Source organism: Streptomyces sp. NPDC003393, from assembly GCF_053589015.1.
This window is the reverse complement of sequence record NZ_JBSFRB010000005.1, coordinates 124166-142245: the sequence shown is the minus strand read 5'-3', so window position 1 is coordinate 142245 and position 18080 is coordinate 124166. Positions and strand designations below refer to the sequence as shown.

Below are 18080 nucleotides of genomic sequence, written 5' to 3'. Positions count from 1 at the left end.
CGCACATGTCGAAGATCAAGCCCAGCAAGGGCGCCCCGTACGCGCGCATCCTCGGAGTGGGCGGCTACCGGCCCACCCGGGTGGTGCCCAACGAGGTGATCCTCGAGAAGATCGACTCGTCCGACGAGTGGATCCGCTCGCGCTCCGGCATCGAGACCCGGCACTGGGCCGGCCCCGACGAGACCGTCGCGGCGATGTCCGTCGAGGCCGCGGGCAAGGCGATCGCCGACTCGGGGATCGACGCCGAGCAGATCGGCGCCGTGGTCGTCTCCACCGTCTCGCACTTCAGCCAGACCCCGGCGGTGGCCACCGAGATCGCCGACAAGCTGGGCACCGACAAGGCCGCGGCCTTCGACATCTCGGCCGGCTGCGCCGGTTTCGGCTACGGCCTCACCCTCGCCAAGGGCATGATCGTGGAGGGCTCGGCGGAGTACGTCCTCGTCATCGGCGTGGAGCGGCTGAGCGACCTGACCGACCTGGAGGACCGGGCGACGGCCTTCCTGTTCGGCGACGGCGCCGGCGCGGTCGTGGTCGGCCCTTCGCAGGAGCCGGCGATCGGACCGACGGTGTGGGGCTCGGAGGGCGACAAGGCCCACACGATCAAGCAGACCGTGCCCTGGGACCGTTTCAGGATCGGTGACCTGTCCGAGCTGCCGCTGGACAGCGAGGGCAACGTCAAGTTCCCTGCGATCACGCAGGAGGGCCAGGCGGTGTTCCGCTGGGCCGTGTTCGAGATGGCGAAGGTCGCCCAGCAGGCGCTGGACGCGGCCGGGATCAGCCCGGACGACCTGGACGTCTTCATTCCGCACCAGGCGAACGTGCGGATCATCGACTCGATGGTGAAGACGCTGAAACTGCCGGAGCATGTCACGGTCGCCCGTGACATCCGCACCACCGGCAACACCTCGGCCGCCTCGATCCCGCTCGCGATGGAGCGGCTCCTGGCGACCGGCGAGGCGAAGAGCGGCGACACCGCGCTCGTCATCGGCTTCGGGGCGGGTCTCGTGTACGCCGCGACGGTCGTTACCCTCCCCTAGGCACTCCGTGCCGGACCGTGCGTCCGGGACGGCAACCGCAACACCTGCCGCTGCCGCGGCGGGCGCCACACCCTTACGGAACACAACGAAGGAGCGCCGACATGGCCGCCACTCAGGAAGAGATCGTCGCCGGTCTCGCCGAGATCGTGAACGAGATCGCCGGGATCCCCACCGAGGACGTCCAGCTGGACAAGTCCTTCACCGACGACCTGGACGTCGACTCGCTGTCCATGGTCGAGGTCGTCGTCGCCGCCGAGGAGCGCTTCGACGTCAAGATCCCCGACGAGGACGTCAAGAACCTCAAGACCGTCGGCGACGCGACCGACTACATCCTCAAGCACCAGGCCTGATCGACCGATCACTGCCTTGGGCTGACTGCCCCGCCACCCGGCGGTGGCGCCGTACGAATCCTCGTTCCCGTTGGAGAAAGAATTCCCGTGAGCTCGACCAATCGCACCGTGGTCGTCACCGGTATCGGCGCAACCACACCGCTGGGTGGCGACGCAGCCTCGACCTGGGAGGGCCTGGTCGCCGGCAAGTCCGGTGTCAAGCCTCTGACCCAGGAGTGGGCGGCCGACCAGGCCGTCCGTATCGCGGCCCCGGTCGCCGTGGAGCCGACCGAGACGATCCCGCGGCCGCAGGCCCGCCGCCTGGACCGCTCGGCGCAGTTCGCGCTGATCGCCGCTCAGGAGGCCTGGAAGGACGCCGGCTTCACCGGTAAGGCCGGCGAGGACGGGAACGTCGACCCGGACCGGCTGGGTGCGGTGATCGCCTCCGGCATCGGCGGCGTGACGACGCTGCTGGACCAGTACGACGTGCTGAAGGAGAAAGGCGTCCGCCGGGTCTCCCCGCACACCGTGCCGATGCTGATGCCGAACGGCCCCTCCGCCAACGTCGGTCTGCTCGTGGGCGCCCGAGCCGGTGTGCACACCCCGGTCTCCGCGTGCGCGTCGGGCGCCGAGGCCATCGGCTACGCCATCGAGATGATCCGCACCGGCCGCGCCGACGTGGTCGTCGCCGGCGGCACGGAGGCGGCTATCCACCCGCTGCCGATCGCCGCGTTCGGCAACATGATGGCGATGTCGAAGAACAACGAGAACCCCGAGGGTGCCTCGCGCCCCTACGACGTCGACCGGGACGGCTTCGTCCTCGGCGAGGGCGCCGGTGTGATCGTGCTGGAGTCCGCCGAGCATGCCGCCCGGCGTGGCGCCCGCGTCTACGCGGAGGCGGTCGGCCAGGGCATCTCCGCCGACAGCCACGACATCGTGCAGCCGGAGCCGGAGGGCCGCGGCATCTCGCACGCCCTGCAGAACCTGCTGGACCGCACCGACCTGGACCCGGCCGAGATCGTGCACGTCAACGCGCACGCCACGTCGACCCCGGCCGGTGACGTCGCCGAGCTGAAGGCGCTGCGCAAGGTGTTCGGCGACGACACCGACCACATCGCGGTCTCCGCGACCAAGTCGATGACGGGTCACCTGCTCGGTGGCGCGGGCGGTGTGGAGTCGGTGGCGACCGTGCTGGCCCTGTACCACCGGGTGGCCCCGCCCACCATCAACGTCGAGAACATCGACCCGGAGGCCGAGGCGAACGCGGACGTGGTCCGCGGCGAGGCCCGCAAGCTGCCCGTCGAGGGCCGCATCGCGGCGCTGAACGACTCGTTCGGGTTCGGCGGCCACAACGTGGTGCTGGCGTTCCGGTCCGTCTGAGGAACCGCCCCACGCGCGTGAAGGGCCCCCACCGGTCGGTGGGGGCCCTCCTTGCTGTGGCCGCGCGGACTCGGGGCCCCGCCTGAGTGGCCGTCACACCACCTGGTGCAGCCAGCGCACCGGTGCCCCCTCACCCGCGTAGCGGAACGGCTCCAGTTCGTCGTCCCAGGGCTTGCCCAGGAGCCTGGCCAGTTCGGCCTCCAGGTCGCTCTCGCCGCGCTGGGAACGGATCAGGGCGGCGCGCAGCCGGTCCTCGGGGATGAGGATGTCGCCGTGGATGCCGGTGACGGCGTGGAAGATGCCGAGGTCGGGGGTGCAGCTGTAGCGCTCGCCCTCGGCGGTCGGGCAGGGCTCGGCGGTGACCTCGAAGCGCAGCAGGTGCCAGCCGCGCAGCGCGGAGGCGAGCTTGGAGGCGGTGCCGGCCTCGCCCTGCCAGGAGAACTCCGAGCGCCAGGTGCCGGGCGCGGCGGGCTGCCGGATCCAGTCCAGGCTGACGCGTGTACCGAGCACCCCGGCGACGGCCCACTCGACGTGCGGGCACAGCGCGCGCGGCGCGGAGTGCACGTACAGAACTCCACGTGTCGTCACCGGGACCTCCGGGCAGAGCGGGACAGGGTGCGGGCGGGCGGCAGTGGCGCTCGACCGCCCTGCTGATGGCGAGGCTACCGTGCGAGGGGGCAAGGAGTGTGACGTACCGTCGGTCCCGGTGCCAGGAAGGGGCGCCATTCACCCAGGGGGACGCTTGTACGGCTGTGCGCCGTCGCCCCGGGTGGGGAGGGGAACCCCCGCGCGTTCTCATGGAGGGGAGTGCCAGTTCCGCCTGAGGTTCCACGCGACGACCGAGGAGATCACGAGGATGCGGAAGCGAAGCCACCGTATGCGGGCCGCTCAGGCCGTCGTGGCGGCGGCCGTCCTGGCCACCGCGGGCTGTGACGTGGTCGGTGACAAGGCGTCCGCCCGTGACGCCGGTGGCAGAGCGGCCGAGCCGTCCGCGTCGGCGGCGCCGCTCTGGGACGTCCGTCCGCACTCGATCGCCGCGGTCGGCGACTCCATCACCCGCGGTTTCGACACGTGCGCCGTGCTGTCGGACTGCCCGGAGGCGTCGTGGGCGACGGGCAGCGACCCCTCGGTGAAGAGCCTGGCGGTGCGGCTGCTCGGGGCGGGCGGCGCGGCCCGGCGCAGCTGGAACCACGCGGTGACCGGTGCCCGGATGGCGGATCTGAACGGCCAGATGGCGAAGGCGGTGCGGAACAAGCCGGAACTGGTGGCGGTGATGGTCGGCGCCAATGACGCCTGCCGCGACTCCCCCGCCCGGATGACCTCGGTCGCCGACTTCCGCCGCGACTTCCGGAAGGCGATGGGCACCCTGCGCAAGGCGCTGCCGACGGCGGAGGTGTACGTCTCCAGCGTGCCGAACCTGAAGCGGTTGTGGTCGCAGGGGCGGACCAACCCGCTCGGCAAGCAGATCTGGAAGCTGGGCCTGTGCCCGTCGATGCTGGGGAACGCGGACGCGCTGGACGCCGCGTCCGAACAGCGGCGCGAGACGGTGCAGTCGCGGGTGGTGGACTACAACAAGGTGCTGGCCGAGGTGTGTGCGGAGGACCGCCGCTGCCGCTTCGACCACAACGCGGTCTTCGACTACCAGTTCGGTACCGCGCAGCTCAGCCACTGGGACTGGTTCCACCCGAGCCGCAACGGCCAGGCGAGGCTCGCGGAGATCGCCTACCGCACCGTCACCGCCAAGACCTGGTGACCTAGGGTTTCTTCCATGAGTGAACTCTTCGGCGCACTGTCCGACGGCACCCCGGTCCACCGCTGGACGCTTGACCGGGCCGGGGTGCGGGTGCGCGTGCTGTCGTACGGCGGGATCGTGCAGTCGGTGGAGGTCCCGGACCGGGACGGGCGCACCGCGGACGTGGTGCTGGGCTTTCCGGACCTGGACGGCTATCTCGCCCACCCCGAGCCGTTCCTCGGCGCCCTGATCGGCCGGTACGCCAACCGGATCGCCGGCGGCCGCTTCCCGCTGGACGGGCGGACGTACTCGCTCGCGCGCAACGACGGCCCCAACTCGCTGCACGGCGGCGAGCGCGGCTTCGACAAGCGGGTGTGGGACGTCACCGCCGTCGAGCACGGCGTGCGCCTGTTCCGGGTCAGCCCGCACGGCGAGGAGGGCTTCCCCGGCCGGCTGGAGGTCACGGCGACGTACACGCTGGATTTCGCGGGCGCCCTGCGCATCGTCTACGAGGCGGTCACGGACGCGCCGACCGTGGTCAACCTGACCAATCACACGTACTGGAACCTCGGCGGCGCCGGCTCGGGCCCGACCGGCGGGCACGAACTGCGGCTCGCCGCCTCCCGCTACCTGCCCGTCGACGAGCACCTCATCCCGGCGGGCGCGCCGGCCGGCGTCGAGGGGACCCGCTTCGACTTCCGGCAGTCCCGCAAGACCGGCTCCGGCTACGACCACGACTTCGTTCTCGACAAGGGCGTCACCCGAACCGCCGAGGAGGTCGCCGAGCTCCACGACCCGGCCTCGGGCCGCACCCTGACGGTGGCGACGACGGAGCCGGGCATACAGCTCTACACCGCCGACCACATCACGGCGCCGTTCTCCCCCGGAGACGGGATCGCCCTGGAGACCCAGCACCACCCGGACTCCCCCAACCGTCCGGACTTCCCCACCACGGTGCTCCGTCCGGGCGAGGTGTACCGCACGGAGACGGTGTACACGTTCTCGGCGCGGTAGAGGGCGTGGGGGCGTACGCCTCGGGGGCGTACGCCTTCGTGCGCGGCCGTCGGTGTGCGGCCTCGAAGGCGGGCCGGCCCTCAGAGTCCCTCGCCGCGCATGCGCTTGGCGGCGCGGCCGAGCAGGGCGACGGCGCCCGCGCAGACGAGCAGCACCGCGCCGCCGATCAGCGTCGGCTGCGCCTCGCCGCTCTTGATGCCCTCGCCGGTGACGGTGGCGGCCAGCACCAGGATGATCGAGTACAGACTCCGGCCGACCTTGGCCCCGGCCGGGATCACCTGGAGCAGCTGCGGAATGGTCGTCGCGGCCCCGAGCCCCATGGCGAACGGGATGAACGCGGCGGCCATCAGCGCCCCGAACCCGAAGGAGTTGCCGTAGGCGCCCCAGCCGGCGCCCTTGACCAGCAGACAGCCGGTGGCGGCGAAGGACAGCAGGACCAGCACGCCGTTGACGTACGCGGCCAGGGTGGCGGCCTTGCGGGCGCCGGGCAGGTGCGCCGCCGGGGAGCGCCAGGCGTCCGGGGTGATCAGGCGCAGCTGCCGCTTCATGGCCTGCATCTGCGTCAGCGCGAGGACCCCCATGGCCACGAGGGCCAGCCCCACGACCGCGGCGCCGAAGCCGGCCGGGGCGCGTGTGACGCCGTAGTGCGCGCCGCCGAAGGTGAGCGGGATGCCGAGCACGGAGCCGTAGGCGAGGAGCTTGGCCTTCTTCTGGATCCTGAGCACCAGCGTCCGCTGGTCGGCGGTGAGGTTCGGGTCCAGCCGCATCTGGCCGTCGCCGAGCCGCTGGAGCGGAACCTGGGGCTGCTGCGGGGCCTGGGGTGGGTAGGGCTGCGGCGGGGGCGGCGGGTACTGGCCGGACTGCTGCCCGTACGGCCCCGGCCGCGGTGCCTGCTGCGGATACGGTCCGGGCTGTCCCTGGCCGCCCTGCGGCGGATACGGCTGCTGTCCGTACGGTCCCGGTCCCTGCCCGTACGGTCCTTGCTGGGCCCCCTGCTGTCCGTACGGCCCCGGCTGCTGCCCCGGATACATCCGCGTCTCCCCCTGAACGTCCACCGGGCCTGTCCGGTCCGGCGTTTCGGGCCGGGAGTCTGCCACATTCGGCCACGACGCCACGAGCCCCGGCCCAGGGGTCAGGTCCCGGGCCGGGGCTGCTCGTGGGGAAACTTGTCCCGGATCAGACCCTAATCGCCGGGCTGCCGTGATGGCCGCCGATCGAACGTCTGGCCGTAACCTCGTACGAACCCTTCACATACGGACGGTCGTCCCGGCCGGAGACGGACAACAGGGCGCTGCCGTCGGCTACCGCGGCGCCTGCGGTGCCCGGGTGATCGTGTCGCCGTCGCGGTCCGGGCCGTCGTCGCCCGTGTCGCCGTCCCCCGTGCCGCCGTCGGTCCGGTCGACCGTCTCCTCGTCCAGCAGGTCGCGGGCGAGCAGGGTGGCGCCCGCGACCGCGCCCGGCATGAGGAACACCGCGACGAACGGCACCAGGAAGGCCAGGCCCAGTGGCACGCCGAAGCCCCAGACCAGCGTCTTGCGAGAGCGCAGCAGGGTGAGGCGGTCCCGGAGTTCGAGGCCGCGACGCTGAAGTGCGACGGCCGCCAGTTCCTCGGTGAGGAAGAAGCCCGTGACGAAGAAGCCGATCACGGGCACGACCGTCTGGCCGACGACGGGCAGCAAGCCGAGGGCGAAGAGCAGCACGCCCCACACCGCGGCCCGGACCAGCACGCGCAGGCTGTCGCGGGCCGAGATCCACAGCTCCCGCCAGAGCGGCAGCGCGGACTGGGGTGCCGTGCCGTCCGGGGACACGTCCCGGTCGACCTGCTCGGACAGGAGCTCGTAGAACGGCTGGCCGACGAGCAGGGTGACCGCGGTGAAGGTGACCACGGCGAGCAGCAGGGCGAGGGCGAACAGCACGGCGGTGAGGAAGCCGCGGAACAGCCCGAGCCAGGGACTCGGCCAGCCGTCGGCGAACGGGGTGGCCCAGGCGACGGCGTCCTCGCCCCAGATCGCGAGCGCGACCAGGGCCGCGGCGTACAGGACGAGGGTGATCAGACCGGGCAGCAGCCCCAGGTCGAACGCCCTCCCGTGCCGGGCCACCCAGCGCTGGCCCTTCAGGAGATGACCGAAACCCACCCCAAGATCACGCATGGGGCCACTGTAGCGAGGGGCCGGCTCCCGCGAAGGGGCGTCTTCCGCGAGGGGCCCGTCACCCGGCACCGGGGTCGGTCCGCTCGTCAGAGTTTGACGATCATCTTTCCGATGTTGTCGCCGCGCAGCACACCGAGGAACGCCTCCAGGGTGTTCTCGACGCCCTCGACGACGGTCTCGCGGTACTTCAGCTCGCCCGAGCGGACCCACGGGCCCACCTCCCGCACGAACTGCGGCTGGAGGTCGTAGTGGTCGCCCACGAGGAAGCCCTCGATACGGCCGCGGGTCTGGATCAGCCGGGCCAGGTTCCGGGGGCCGGGGACGGGCTCGGTGGCGTTGTAGACCGAGATCATGCCGCAGATCGCGATGCGGCCTCCCCGGTTCAGGGAGCCGATGGCGGCCTCCAGGTGGTCGCCGCCGACGTTGTCGAAGTAGACGTCGACGCCATGGGGGGCGGCGGCGCGCAGCTGCTCGCTCACCGGGCCGTTCTTGTAGTTGAAGGCGGCGTCGAAGCCGTACTCCTCCAGGAGCAGCTTCACCTTCTCGTCGGAGCCGGCGGAGCCGATCACGCGCGAGGCGCCCTTGAGCTTGGCGAGCTGTCCGACCTGGCTGCCGACCGCACCGGCCGCGCCGGAGACGAACACGACGTCGCCCTCCTTGAAGGAGGCGGTGCGCAGCAGACCCGCGTAGGCGGTGAGCCCGGTCATGCCGAGCACGCCGAGGTACGTCGACAGGGGTGCGGCCTCCGGGTCGACCTCGACCGCGTGGCCCCCGTCCACGGCGGCGTACTCGCGCCAGCCGCCGAAGTGCAGGACGTGGTCGCCCACGGCGAAGTTCTCGGCGCGCGAGGCGACGACCCGGCCGACAGCGCCGCCCGCCATGGGCTCGTTCAGCTCGTACGGCGCCGCATAGGACTTCGCCGCACTCATCCGGCCGCGCATGTACGGGTCCACGGAGAGGTACTCGTTGCGTACCAGGATCTGACCCTCGCCCGGCTGCGGGAGCGGGGCCTCGACCAGAGCGAAGTCCTCGGGCTTCGGCCAGCCGACCGGACGGCGGAGCAGGTGCCATTCACGGCTGACGGCGGGCAGTGTGGGGGTGTCGGACACGGTGGCGCCTCTCGTCGGTGCGGTGCGGTGCGGTTGCCGGGGGATCCGGGGCGGTTCCGGCGACTCGGACCCCCCAAAATATTTCAGTAACTGAAACAACCATGCACATCAATATTTCAGGATGTCAAGTAAGCGGGTACCCTGGACGCCATGGCCACTCCACCGAAGACCCAACGCCCCGATGCGCTGACCCAGGAGGTCGTCGAGCTCATCGGCGACGTCGTGGCCCGGTTCTACGAGGACTACGAGGAGGCCGCCGGGGAGCACGCGCTGACCGGCGCGCAGGCCCGGCTGCTGAGCCTGCTGTCGCTGGAGCCGCTGCCGATGCGGAAGCTGGCGCAGAAGCTGAAGTGCGAGCCGTCGAACGTGACGGGGATCGTGGACCGGCTGGAGGCGCGGGGGCTGGCGGAGCGGCGGGCCGACCCGGCGGACCGCCGGGTGAAGCTGGCGGCGGCGACGGAGGACGGGCGGCGGGTCGCCCGGGAGCTGCGGGAAGGGTTGCGGTTCGCGCGGGAGCCGCTGGCCGGACTGAGCGAGGGGGAGCGGCTGACGCTGCGGGACCTGCTGCGGCGGATGCTGGGTTGAGGACTGTCCCGCAATCCCCGGCGGGCGGGCGCCGGCGACCTGAGCGGGCGGGCGTCCCTTCGCCGGGCCCGAGTGCGGTCGGCCCGGGCGGCGTGCTCGGCCGTGTGCGCGGGGGCACCGCGCCCGCACTCGATGCGCTCGCGCGGCAGCACCCTCGTCGCCCGCCCGCGCCGTCGGCACGGCTACGGCGTCATGTGCACCACCACAGGAAGCGTTCGCACTTCGTGTGGGTCGGGGTGGGGGTCGGGCTCGGGTCGGGGGCCGAGGTGGGCGGTGGCGGCGTGGGGGTGCTGGTCGGAGGCGGTGGCGCCACGGTCGGACCGGATCCGCCGCCCGTGGCCGCGCCCGTCGTCGCCGGTGCCGAGCGTGCGGGGGGTTTCGTGGCGCTCTCTCCCGGTTCCGGCTTGTCGTCCGTCGCGGAGGCGGACGGGGACACCGATGTCGTGGCGGAGGCCTTGTGCGCGGCCGTGCCACCGCCGGGGGCGCCGTCCGTCGGCCGGGCCGTCCCGGACGCGTCGGGGCTCGCGGTGCCGCCGTCGGTCGACTCGTCGTCCGCGGCGGCCGGCTCCGGGCTGGAGAAGTTCGGCAGGATCGGCGCGTCCGTGCCCAGTTCGGCCAGGCTCAGGCCGCCCGCCGCCAGAACGAAGCCCGCGCCGATCAGCAGGGTTCTGCGGCGGCGCCTGCGGTGGGCCGCGGCCTTGCGGTCGCGGCGGCTCGCCATGGGACCTTGCCGGTCCTGCTCGACCGCGCCGCGCCGACGGCCCCGGCGCCGTTGCGCCCGGTCCCCGACGTCCCCGGAGCCGTCCTGACCGTCACCCGCGCCGTCCGCGAACTCCCCCTCCTCTTCGAGTGGTTCAAGGTGCTCGGCCGGCGTCGCGTCCGCGTACTCATGAAGCGCTTCGGCCGGAGTGCCGCAACCGGGGCAGGTGAGTGCGCCGTTGAGGTGACGCCGGCACGGGTGGCAGTAGTTCATGACGCGGGAAGACTAGATTCCGCACGCGTCGGGTTCCTAGAGATCATTGTGAAGGTTCCGTGGGGAAGCCCCGAAAGGCTTGCCTAAACCGTTACGTGTCGGACCCATTGACACCCCCCGCCGCCCGTCCTTACTGTCACGCCAGCATTTCGAACGGGTGACGAAATACCGAACAGCGAGAGGCAGCCGCCGTGCGCATCACCGGAATCAGCACACACGTGGTCGGGACGCCGTGGCGCAACCTGACCTACGTTCAGGTGCACACCGACGAGGGGATCACCGGAGTCGGCGAGACCCGGATGCTGGGTCACACCGACGCGCTGATCGGCTACCTGCGGGAGGCCGAGACCAACCACATTCTCGGATCCGACCCGTTCGCTGTCGAGGACCTGGTCCGCCGGATGAAGTACGGCGACTTCGGGCGCGCCGGCGAGATCGTCATGTCGGGCATCGCGGTCGTGGAGATGGCCTGCTGGGACATCAAGGGCAAGGCCCTGGGCGTACCGGTGTGGCAGCTGCTGGGCGGGAAGGTGACGGACAAGGTCAAGGCGTACGCCAACGGCTGGTACACCACCGAGCGGACGCCGGAGGCCTACCACAAGGCCGCCCAGGGGGTCATGGAGCGCGGGTACCGGGCGCTGAAGATCGACCCCTTCGGCACCGGGCACTTCGAACTGGACCACGAGCAGACCCTGTACGCCGTCTCGCTGATCGAGGCCGTGCGCGACGCCATCGGCCCCGAGGCCGAGCTGATGCTGGAGATGCACGGCCGCTTCTCCCCCGCCACCGCCGTACGACTGGCCAAGGAGCTGGCCCCCTTCCGGCCGGCCTGGCTGGAGGAGCCGGTGCCGCCGGAGAACCTGAAGGCGCTGGAGAAGGTCGCCGCCAAGGTGGACATTCCCGTCGCCACGGGTGAGCGCATCCACGACCGGATCGAGTTCCGGGAGCTGTTCGACAGCCAGGCCGTCGACATCGTCCAGCCCGACGTCGGCCACATCGGCGGGATCTGGGAGACGCGGAAGCTGGCCGCCACCGCCGAGACCCACTACATGCTCGTCGCCCCGCACAACGTGGGCGGGTCCGTGCTCACCGCCGCTTCCCTCCAGGTGGGCTTCACCTCCCCGAACTTCAAGATCCTCGAGCACTTCAACGACTTCGCCGACGCGGAGATCAAGAAGGTGGTCAAGGGCGCCCCGCAGGTGGACCCGGAGGACGGCTGCTTCCACCTCTCCGACGCACCGGGGCTGGGCGTGGAGCTGGACACGGACGCGGCCGCCGAGTTCCCGCAGCAGCAGGCCCGCTTCGACCTGTGGGCCGAGGGCTGGGAGCAGCGCAAGCCCAAGGGCACGAAGTGAGTGCGGCCGTGAGCGCCGCCGTCGTCGTGGAGGCGCCGGGCGCCCACCGGCTCGCCGAGCACACCCCGCGCGAGCCGGGTCCCGGCGAGGCCCTGGTCGCCGTGCACGCGGTAGGGATCTGCGGCAGCGACCGCGAGGTGTACCAGGGCAACCGGCCCGAGGGGTACGTCCGTTACCCGCTCACGCCCGGCCACGAGTGGTCCGGCACCGTGCGGGCGGTCGGCTCGGGCGTGCCCGGGGACCTGGTGGGCCGCAAGGTGGTCGGCGAGGGCTTCCGCAACTGCCAGGTCTGCGACCACTGCCACGCGGGCGAGACCACCCTGTGCGGTGCGGGGTACGAGGAGACCGGCTTCACCCAGCCGGGGGCGATGGCGGCCACGCTGACGCTGCCGGCCCGACTGCTGCACGTGCTGCCGAAGGACGCGGACCTCACCGCCGCCGCGCTGCTGGAGCCCGCCGCCTGTATCGCCGCCGCCGCGCTGAAGGCGGGTGCCCGGCCCGGTGAACGGGTCGCGGTGGTGGGCACCGGGACGCTCGGGATGTTCGCCGTGCAGTTCCTGCGGGCCGTCTCCCCGGCTCAGCTGCTGGTGGTCGGCACACGGCGGGACCGGGAGGCGCTGTCCCGGCGGTTCGGCGCCACGGACTTCCGCACCAAGGACGAGGACCTGCCGGGCGGCTTCGACGTGGTCGTGGAGACCGCAGGGTCCGCGGACGCGGCCCGCACGGCCGCCGCGCTGCTGAAGCGGGGCGGACGGCTGGTGCTGACGGGCATCCCGGCGCCGGGTGCCGAGGGGCTCGACCCGACCGACCTGGTGGTGCGGCAACTGGAGGTGCACACCGTGTTCGGGGCGCCGCCCGCCGCCTGGGCGCACACGGTACGGATGTTCGCGGCCGGGCTGCTCGATCCGCTGCCGCTGATCACCCACGAACTCCCGCTCACCGAGTTCTCGCAGGCCATCGAGCTGGTCGGGGCCGGCGATCCCAAGGTGGGCAAGATCCTGCTCCGCCCGTAGTCGTGCGCCGGTTGCGGCGCGACCTGACGGCGCCGCAACCGGCGCACCGCGACACCTTTTTCACACCCTGAGCCACGAACCTCGTCCGAGATATCGAACGAACGGCTCGGCGAACCGAAGGACAGCTTGTGACCGACGCTTCCGACACGGCAGCCCGCAGGCCTGGCGAGCAGCTGCTCACCGCCCTCGGCCTGGGCGCCCCCGCCCTCGACCCCGCCGACGCCTCGCCGCACGCCTTCCCCGGCGGAGGCCGCTGGCGCACCGAGATCCCCTCGTGCGAGGGTCCCGAGGCACTGGCGGTGGTCCTGAAGGAGTCCGCGCGGCTCGATGTCCCGATCCACCGGATCAGCCAGGGCAGCGGCGTGTGGATGCTCACCGACGCCGAGATCACCGAGATGGTCGAGGCGACCGCCGAACGCGACATCGAGCTCTGCCTGTTCACCGGCCCCCGCGGCACCTGGGACACGGGCGCCTCGGTGCGCTCGGACTCGCACGGCGCCGGACTGCGCGCCCGCGGCCACGACGCTGTCGCGGGCTGCGTCGAGGACGCCGTCCGCGCGGCGGAGCTGGGCGTCAAGTGCCTGCTGGTCGCCGACGAGGGCGTGCTGTGGACGCTGCACCGGGCGCGCGTGGCCGGCATCCTCCCCGCCGACACCACGCTCAAGGTGTCCGCGCTGATCGGCCCGGTGAACCCGGCCTCCTACGCCGTCTACGAGCACCTGGGCGCCGACTCCGTCAACGTGCCCAGCGATCTGACACTCGATCACCTCACCCAGATCCGGCGGGCCTCGCGCGCTCCGATGGACATGTACATCGAGGCGCCGGACGACCTGGGCGGTTATGTCCGGATGTACGAGGTGGCCGAGCTGATCCGGCGCGGGGCGCCGCTGTACCTGAAGTTCGGCCTGTCCAAGGCGCCCGGGATCTACCCGTACGGGCACCACCTGCGCGAGGTCACCCTGGCGACCGCCCGGGAACGGGTGCGCCGCGGACGGCTCGCGCTCGATCTGCTCGAACGCCACGGCGCCACGGGGGACATGGCACCGCTGGGCTCACGGCTGCCGGGCGCGCTGCGCCGGTTCGAAACACCGGCATAACGTTCCGGAAAATCGGCTTCACAGAACACCACACGTTCGCGCACAATCCCACACAACCGTTCCGGGTCCACCAGTGCTCCGCCCGTACAGACTTCAAGGCACCATCCCGACGCACCACCGCAGGACCACGCCGAGCAGCAGCCCCGGCACCACCCCGGCGCAGCGCCCAGCACGGCCCTCGCACCACCGGACCGACCACGGGACCGACCAACCGGCCCGACCCCGCCACACACCAAGGATGATGACCATGCGCAACCGCAGAGCAGCACTCGCCGCGATGGCCACCGCCGCCTCGCTCGCCCTGACCCTCTCCGCCTGTGGCCAGGACAGCGAGGGCGGCAGCAAGGAGAAGTCGGGCGACACCAAGGGCGCCACCATCGGCATCGCGATGCCGACCAAGTCCTCCGAGCGCTGGATCGCCGACGGCAACAACGTGGTGAAGAACCTCAAGGCCAAGGGCTACAAGACGAAGCTCGTCTACGGCGAGGACGACCCGGACACCCAGGTCTCCCAGATCGAGAACCTGATCACCCAGGGTGTCAAGGGCCTGATCATCGCGGCCATCGACAACAAGTCCCTGAACAACGTGCTCCAGGAGGCCGCGGACGCCCACATCCCGGTCATCGCCTACGACCGCCTCATCCTGGGCACCAAGAACGTCGACTACTACGCGACGTTCGACAACGAGAAGGTCGGAGAGCTCCAGGCCACCTCCCTCGTCGACAAGCTCGGCCTGTCGAACGGCAAGAAGGGCCCGTTCAACATCGAGTTGTTCGCCGGCTCCAACGACGACAACAACACCAAGTACTTCTTCAACGGCGCGATGAAGGTTCTCCAGCCCTACATCGACAAGAAGCAGCTCGTCGTGAAGTCCGGTCAGACCAAGATGAACCAGGTCACCACGCTGCGCTGGGACGGCGCCACCGCGCAGAAGCGCATGGACGACATCCTGACGTCGACGTACTCCAGCGCCCGCGTCGACGCGGTGCTCTCGCCGTACGACGGCATCTCCATCGGCATCATCTCCGCCCTGAAGTCCGACGGTTACGGCTCCAAGTCGAAGCCGCTGCCGGTCGTCTCCGGCCAGGACGCCGAGGTCGCCTCGGTGAAGTCGATCATCAAGGGGGAGCAGTACTCGACGGTCTACAAGGACACGCGCCAGCTCGCCAAGCAGGCCGTGACCATGGTCGACGACGTGCTGAACGACAAGAAGCCGGAGACCAACGACAACAAGACGTACGACAACGGCGCGAAGGTCGTCCCCTCGTACCTGCTCCAGCCGGTGGCCGTCACCAAGGAGAACTACCAGAAGGAGCTCATCGACTCCGGCTACTACACCAAGGCCGACCTGGGCCTGTAGTCGGCCGGCACTCCATCCGACCGTCTCCGCACACTAGTTGAAGGGCAGGACCATGGCGGGACCCGTCCTGGAAATGCGCTCGATCGTCAAGACCTTCCCGGGCGTCAAGGCGCTGTCGGACGTCTCCCTGAGCGTCCGCGCGGGCGAGGTCCACGCCATCTGCGGGGAGAACGGCGCCGGGAAGTCCACCTTGATGAAGGTACTCTCCGGCGTCCACCCCCACGGGAGTTACGAGGGCGAGATCCTCTTCGAGGGGGAGCCCTGCCGGTTCAAGGACATCAACGCCTCCGAGAGGCGCGGCATCGTCATCATCCACCAGGAGCTGGCCCTGGTCCCGTACCTGTCGATCGCCGAGAACATGTTCCTCGGCAACGAGCACGCCTCGCGCGGGCTCATCAACTGGCACGAGACCCTCGGGCACGCCACGCGCCAGTTGCGCCGGGTGGGTCTCGACGAGAACCCGAACACCGCCGTCGCCGACATCGGTGTGGGCAAGCAGCAGCTCGTGGAGATCGCCAAGGCGCTCTCCAAGGAGGTGAAGCTGCTCATTCTCGACGAGCCGACGGCCGCGCTGAACGACGAGGACTCCGACAAACTCCTTGATCTCATCCTGGAGTTGAAGAACCAGGGCATCACCTCGATCATCATTTCCCACAAGCTCAACGAGATCCGCAAGGTCGCCGACTCGGTGACGATCATCCGGGACGGGCGCACCGTCGAAACGCTGGATGTGAAGGCGCCGGAGACCACCGAGGACCGGATCATCTCGGGGATGGTCGGCCGCGACCTGGACAGCCGCTTCCCGGACCGCACCCCGCACCACGCCGAGGCCGGCGCCGCGCCCGCCCTGGAGATCCGCAACTGGACGGTGCAGCACCCCATCGACCAGGAGCGCAAGGTCGTCGACGATGTCTCGCTCAGCGTGCGTCGGGGCGAGATCGTCGGCATCGCCGGGCTCATGGGCGCGGGCCGCACCGAGCTGGCGATGAGCGTCTTCGGACGCAGCTACGGCCGGTACGCGGGCGGCACCGTCCTCAAGGACGGCAAGGAGATCCGCACGAGGACGGTCTCCGAGGCGGTCGGCCACGGGATCGCGTACGCCACCGAGGACCGCAAGCACTACGGCCTCAACCTCATCGACACCATCAATCGCAACATCTCGCTCGCGGCGCTCGGCAAGGTCGCGAGGCGAGGTGTCGTCGACGAGCACGAGGAGCGGCAGGTCGCCGAGGAGTACCGGAGGTCCATGAACATCAAGGCCCCGACGGTCTTCGAACCGGCGGGCAAGCTGTCGGGCGGCAACCAGCAGAAGGTCGTCCTCAGCAAGTGGATCTTCGCCGGCCCTGACGTGCTGATCCTGGACGAGCCGACGCGCGGCATCGATGTCGGCGCCAAGTACGAGATCTACACGGTCATCGACAAGCTGGCCGCCCAGGGCAAGGCGGTGGTCTTCATCTCCTCCGAGCTGCCGGAGCTGCTCGGCATGTGCGACCGCATCTACACGATGGCCGCGGGCCGCCTGACCGGCGAGGTGCCGCGCGCCGAGGCGACGCAGGAATCGCTGATGCGCCTGATGACGAAGGACAAAGAGGTAGCGCGATGAGTACGGACGTGACGAAGACCCCGACAGCGGCGCCGCCGGGCAAGGGCGGGACCACGGTCGCGGAAGGCGGGCTGCTGCAACTCGTCGTGGACGGTCTGCGGCGCAACATGCGCCAGTACGGCATGCTGATCGCGCTCGGGCTGCTCATCGTGGTGTTCGCCGTGTGGACCGACGGCACCCTGGTCACCCCGCACAACGTCTCCAACCTGGTGCTGCAGAACGCCTATGTGCTGATCCTCGCGATCGGCATGATGCTGGTGATCATCGCGGGCCACATCGACCTGTCCGTCGGATCGCTGACCGCGTTCGTGGGGTCGACGGCCGCGGTGCTCATGGTCAACAACGACGTCTCCTGGCCGATCGCCCTGATCGTGTGCCTGGCGATGGGCGGTGCGGCCGGTGCCGTGCAGGGCTGGCTGATCGCGTACGGCGGCATACCGTCCTTCATCGTGACGCTGGCCGGCATGCTGGTGTGGCGCGGACTCACGGAGATCCTGCTCAAGGGGCAGACCCTCGGTCCGTTCCCGTCCAGCATCGGCGACCTGGGCAACGGCTTCCTGCCGGAGGTCGGCCCCAACACCAACTACCACAACCTGACGCTGCTGTTCGGCATCCTGCTCGCGGTGGCCGTCGCCTGGCAGGAGGTGCGCGACCGGCGCAGGCAGCGGGACTTCTCCCTCGCCGTGGTTCCCCGCAATCTGTTCATCCTGAAGCTGATCGCGATCGTCGCGGCCATCGCCGTGGTGACGCTGCTCCTCGCCAGCTACAAGGGTGTGCCGATCGTGCTGCTGATCCTCGGCGCCCTGGTGGTCGGCTACGGCTATCTGATGCGCAACGCCGTCTTCGGCCGCCACATCTACGCCATCGGCGGCAATCTGCCGGCGGCGAAGCTCTCCGGCGTCAAGGACAAGAAGGTCACCTTCTACGTCTTCCTGAACATGGGCGTGCTCGCGGCCCTGGCCGGGCTGGTGGTCGCTGCCCGGCTGAACGCGGCCTCGCCGAAGGCGGGCCTCAACTTCGAACTCGAAGCGATCGCCGCGTCGTTCATCGGCGGCGCGTCCATGAGCGGCGGTGTCGGCACCGTGCTCGGCGCGATCATCGGTGGTCTCGTCCTCGGCGTGCTGAACAACGGCATGAACCTGCTGGGTGTCGGCTCCGACTGGCAGTCGGTGATCAAGGGCCTGGCCCTGCTCGCCGCGGTCGGCTTCGACGTCTGGAACAAGCGCAGGGGCGGGCGCTAGTACCGCACGGCACCCGCTCGTACGAAACGCACGACCGGTCCACGGGGCTGACCGATCGCCCCGTGGACCGGGTCCTCACCGCACCTTCGTCGACTGGAGAGC

General features: G+C 70.7%; 17 protein-coding genes. 12 read left to right on the top strand and 5 right to left on the bottom strand.

Going from position 1 to position 18080, the window contains the following annotated elements:
• The first annotated feature begins 5 nt into the window (after window positions 1-5).
• The 3 genes from ACWDUZ_RS07330 to fabF all read left to right on the top strand — a co-directional run bounded on the left by ACWDUZ_RS07330 (window position 6) and on the right by fabF (window position 2746).
• Window positions 6-1037: a beta-ketoacyl-ACP synthase 3 gene (locus ACWDUZ_RS07330; protein WP_451630821.1), complete on the top strand. Its 1032-nt coding sequence runs from the start codon at window positions 6-8 to the stop codon at window positions 1035-1037.
• A gap of 101 nt (window positions 1038-1138) precedes the next feature.
• Window positions 1139-1387: an acyl carrier protein gene (locus ACWDUZ_RS07325; protein WP_018545314.1), complete on the top strand. Its 249-nt coding sequence runs from the start codon at window positions 1139-1141 to the stop codon at window positions 1385-1387.
• A gap of 87 nt (window positions 1388-1474) precedes the next feature.
• On the top strand, window positions 1475-2746 hold the full coding sequence (fabF, locus tag ACWDUZ_RS07320) for a beta-ketoacyl-ACP synthase II (protein ID WP_451630820.1): 1272 nt from the start codon (window positions 1475-1477) through the stop codon (window positions 2744-2746).
• Between the two features lie 93 nt (window positions 2747-2839).
• Here the strand turns inward: fabF and ACWDUZ_RS07315 are convergent, their stop codons facing one another.
• The gene (locus tag ACWDUZ_RS07315; RefSeq protein ID WP_451630819.1) at window positions 2840-3334 is read right to left on the bottom strand and encodes a DUF3145 domain-containing protein; all 495 of its coding nucleotides are present in this window, start codon (window positions 3332-3334) and stop codon (window positions 2840-2842) included.
• Between the two features lie 268 nt (window positions 3335-3602).
• Between ACWDUZ_RS07315 and ACWDUZ_RS07310 the strand changes: the two genes are divergently transcribed.
• Both ACWDUZ_RS07310 and ACWDUZ_RS07305 read left to right on the top strand, forming a co-directional pair.
• Complete coding sequence (locus ACWDUZ_RS07310) at window positions 3603-4499, top strand: SGNH/GDSL hydrolase family protein (RefSeq protein ID WP_451630818.1); 897 nt, start codon at window positions 3603-3605, stop codon at window positions 4497-4499.
• A 15-nt stretch (window positions 4500-4514) separates the two neighbouring features.
• Entirely contained in the window at window positions 4515-5492 is a 978-nt protein-coding gene (locus ACWDUZ_RS07305; RefSeq protein WP_451630817.1) for an aldose epimerase family protein, read from the top strand.
• An 80-nt stretch (window positions 5493-5572) separates the two neighbouring features.
• On the opposite strand, the gene ACWDUZ_RS07300 is transcribed toward ACWDUZ_RS07305, so the two are convergent.
• From ACWDUZ_RS07300 to ACWDUZ_RS07290, 3 genes are all read right to left on the bottom strand, one after another.
• On the bottom strand, window positions 5573-6523 hold the full coding sequence (locus ACWDUZ_RS07300; protein WP_451630816.1) for a hypothetical protein: 951 nt from the start codon (window positions 6521-6523) through the stop codon (window positions 5573-5575).
• Window positions 6524-6793: 270 nt separating this feature from the next.
• On the bottom strand, window positions 6794-7642 hold the full coding sequence (locus tag ACWDUZ_RS07295) for an EI24 domain-containing protein (RefSeq protein ID WP_451630815.1): 849 nt from the start codon (window positions 7640-7642) through the stop codon (window positions 6794-6796).
• Between the two features lie 86 nt (window positions 7643-7728).
• Window positions 7729-8751: an NADP-dependent oxidoreductase gene (locus tag ACWDUZ_RS07290; RefSeq protein WP_451630814.1), complete on the bottom strand. Its 1023-nt coding sequence runs from the start codon at window positions 8749-8751 to the stop codon at window positions 7729-7731.
• Window positions 8752-8901: 150 nt separating this feature from the next.
• Here ACWDUZ_RS07290 and ACWDUZ_RS07285 point away from each other — a divergent pair, with 150 nt between their 5' ends.
• On the top strand, window positions 8902-9336 hold the full coding sequence (locus ACWDUZ_RS07285; RefSeq protein WP_451630813.1) for a MarR family winged helix-turn-helix transcriptional regulator: 435 nt from the start codon (window positions 8902-8904) through the stop codon (window positions 9334-9336).
• A gap of 190 nt (window positions 9337-9526) precedes the next feature.
• Here ACWDUZ_RS07285 and ACWDUZ_RS07280 read toward each other — a convergent pair whose 3' ends face one another.
• Window positions 9527-10309: an SCO2400 family protein gene (locus tag ACWDUZ_RS07280; RefSeq protein WP_451630812.1), complete on the bottom strand. Its 783-nt coding sequence runs from the start codon at window positions 10307-10309 to the stop codon at window positions 9527-9529.
• 191 nt (window positions 10310-10500) lie between these two features.
• Here ACWDUZ_RS07280 and ACWDUZ_RS07275 point away from each other — a divergent pair, with 191 nt between their 5' ends.
• The 6 genes from ACWDUZ_RS07275 to mmsB all read left to right on the top strand — a co-directional run bounded on the left by ACWDUZ_RS07275 (window position 10501) and on the right by mmsB (window position 17978).
• The gene (locus ACWDUZ_RS07275; RefSeq protein ID WP_451630811.1) at window positions 10501-11664 is read left to right on the top strand and encodes a mandelate racemase/muconate lactonizing enzyme family protein; all 1164 of its coding nucleotides are present in this window, start codon (window positions 10501-10503) and stop codon (window positions 11662-11664) included.
• Between the two features lie 8 nt (window positions 11665-11672).
• Window positions 11673-12677 (top strand): zinc-dependent alcohol dehydrogenase, encoded by a 1005-nt coding sequence (locus ACWDUZ_RS07270; protein WP_451630810.1) that lies wholly within the window; start codon window positions 11673-11675, stop codon window positions 12675-12677.
• Between the two features lie 128 nt (window positions 12678-12805).
• Entirely contained in the window at window positions 12806-13774 is a 969-nt protein-coding gene (locus ACWDUZ_RS07265) for a hypothetical protein (protein ID WP_451630809.1), read from the top strand.
• Between the two features lie 247 nt (window positions 13775-14021).
• Entirely contained in the window at window positions 14022-15134 is a 1113-nt protein-coding gene (chvE, locus tag ACWDUZ_RS07260) for a multiple monosaccharide ABC transporter substrate-binding protein (protein ID WP_451630808.1), read from the top strand.
• Window positions 15135-15186: 52 nt separating this feature from the next.
• Window positions 15187-16737, top strand: a complete 1551-nt coding sequence (gene mmsA / locus ACWDUZ_RS07255) for a multiple monosaccharide ABC transporter ATP-binding protein (RefSeq protein ID WP_451630807.1) — start codon at window positions 15187-15189, stop codon at window positions 16735-16737.
• On the top strand, window positions 16734-17978 hold the full coding sequence (mmsB, locus tag ACWDUZ_RS07250) for a multiple monosaccharide ABC transporter permease (RefSeq protein WP_451630806.1): 1245 nt from the start codon (window positions 16734-16736) through the stop codon (window positions 17976-17978). Before mmsA ends, mmsB begins: the two co-directional genes overlap by 4 nt.
• Window positions 17979-18080: the final 102 nt, after the last annotated feature.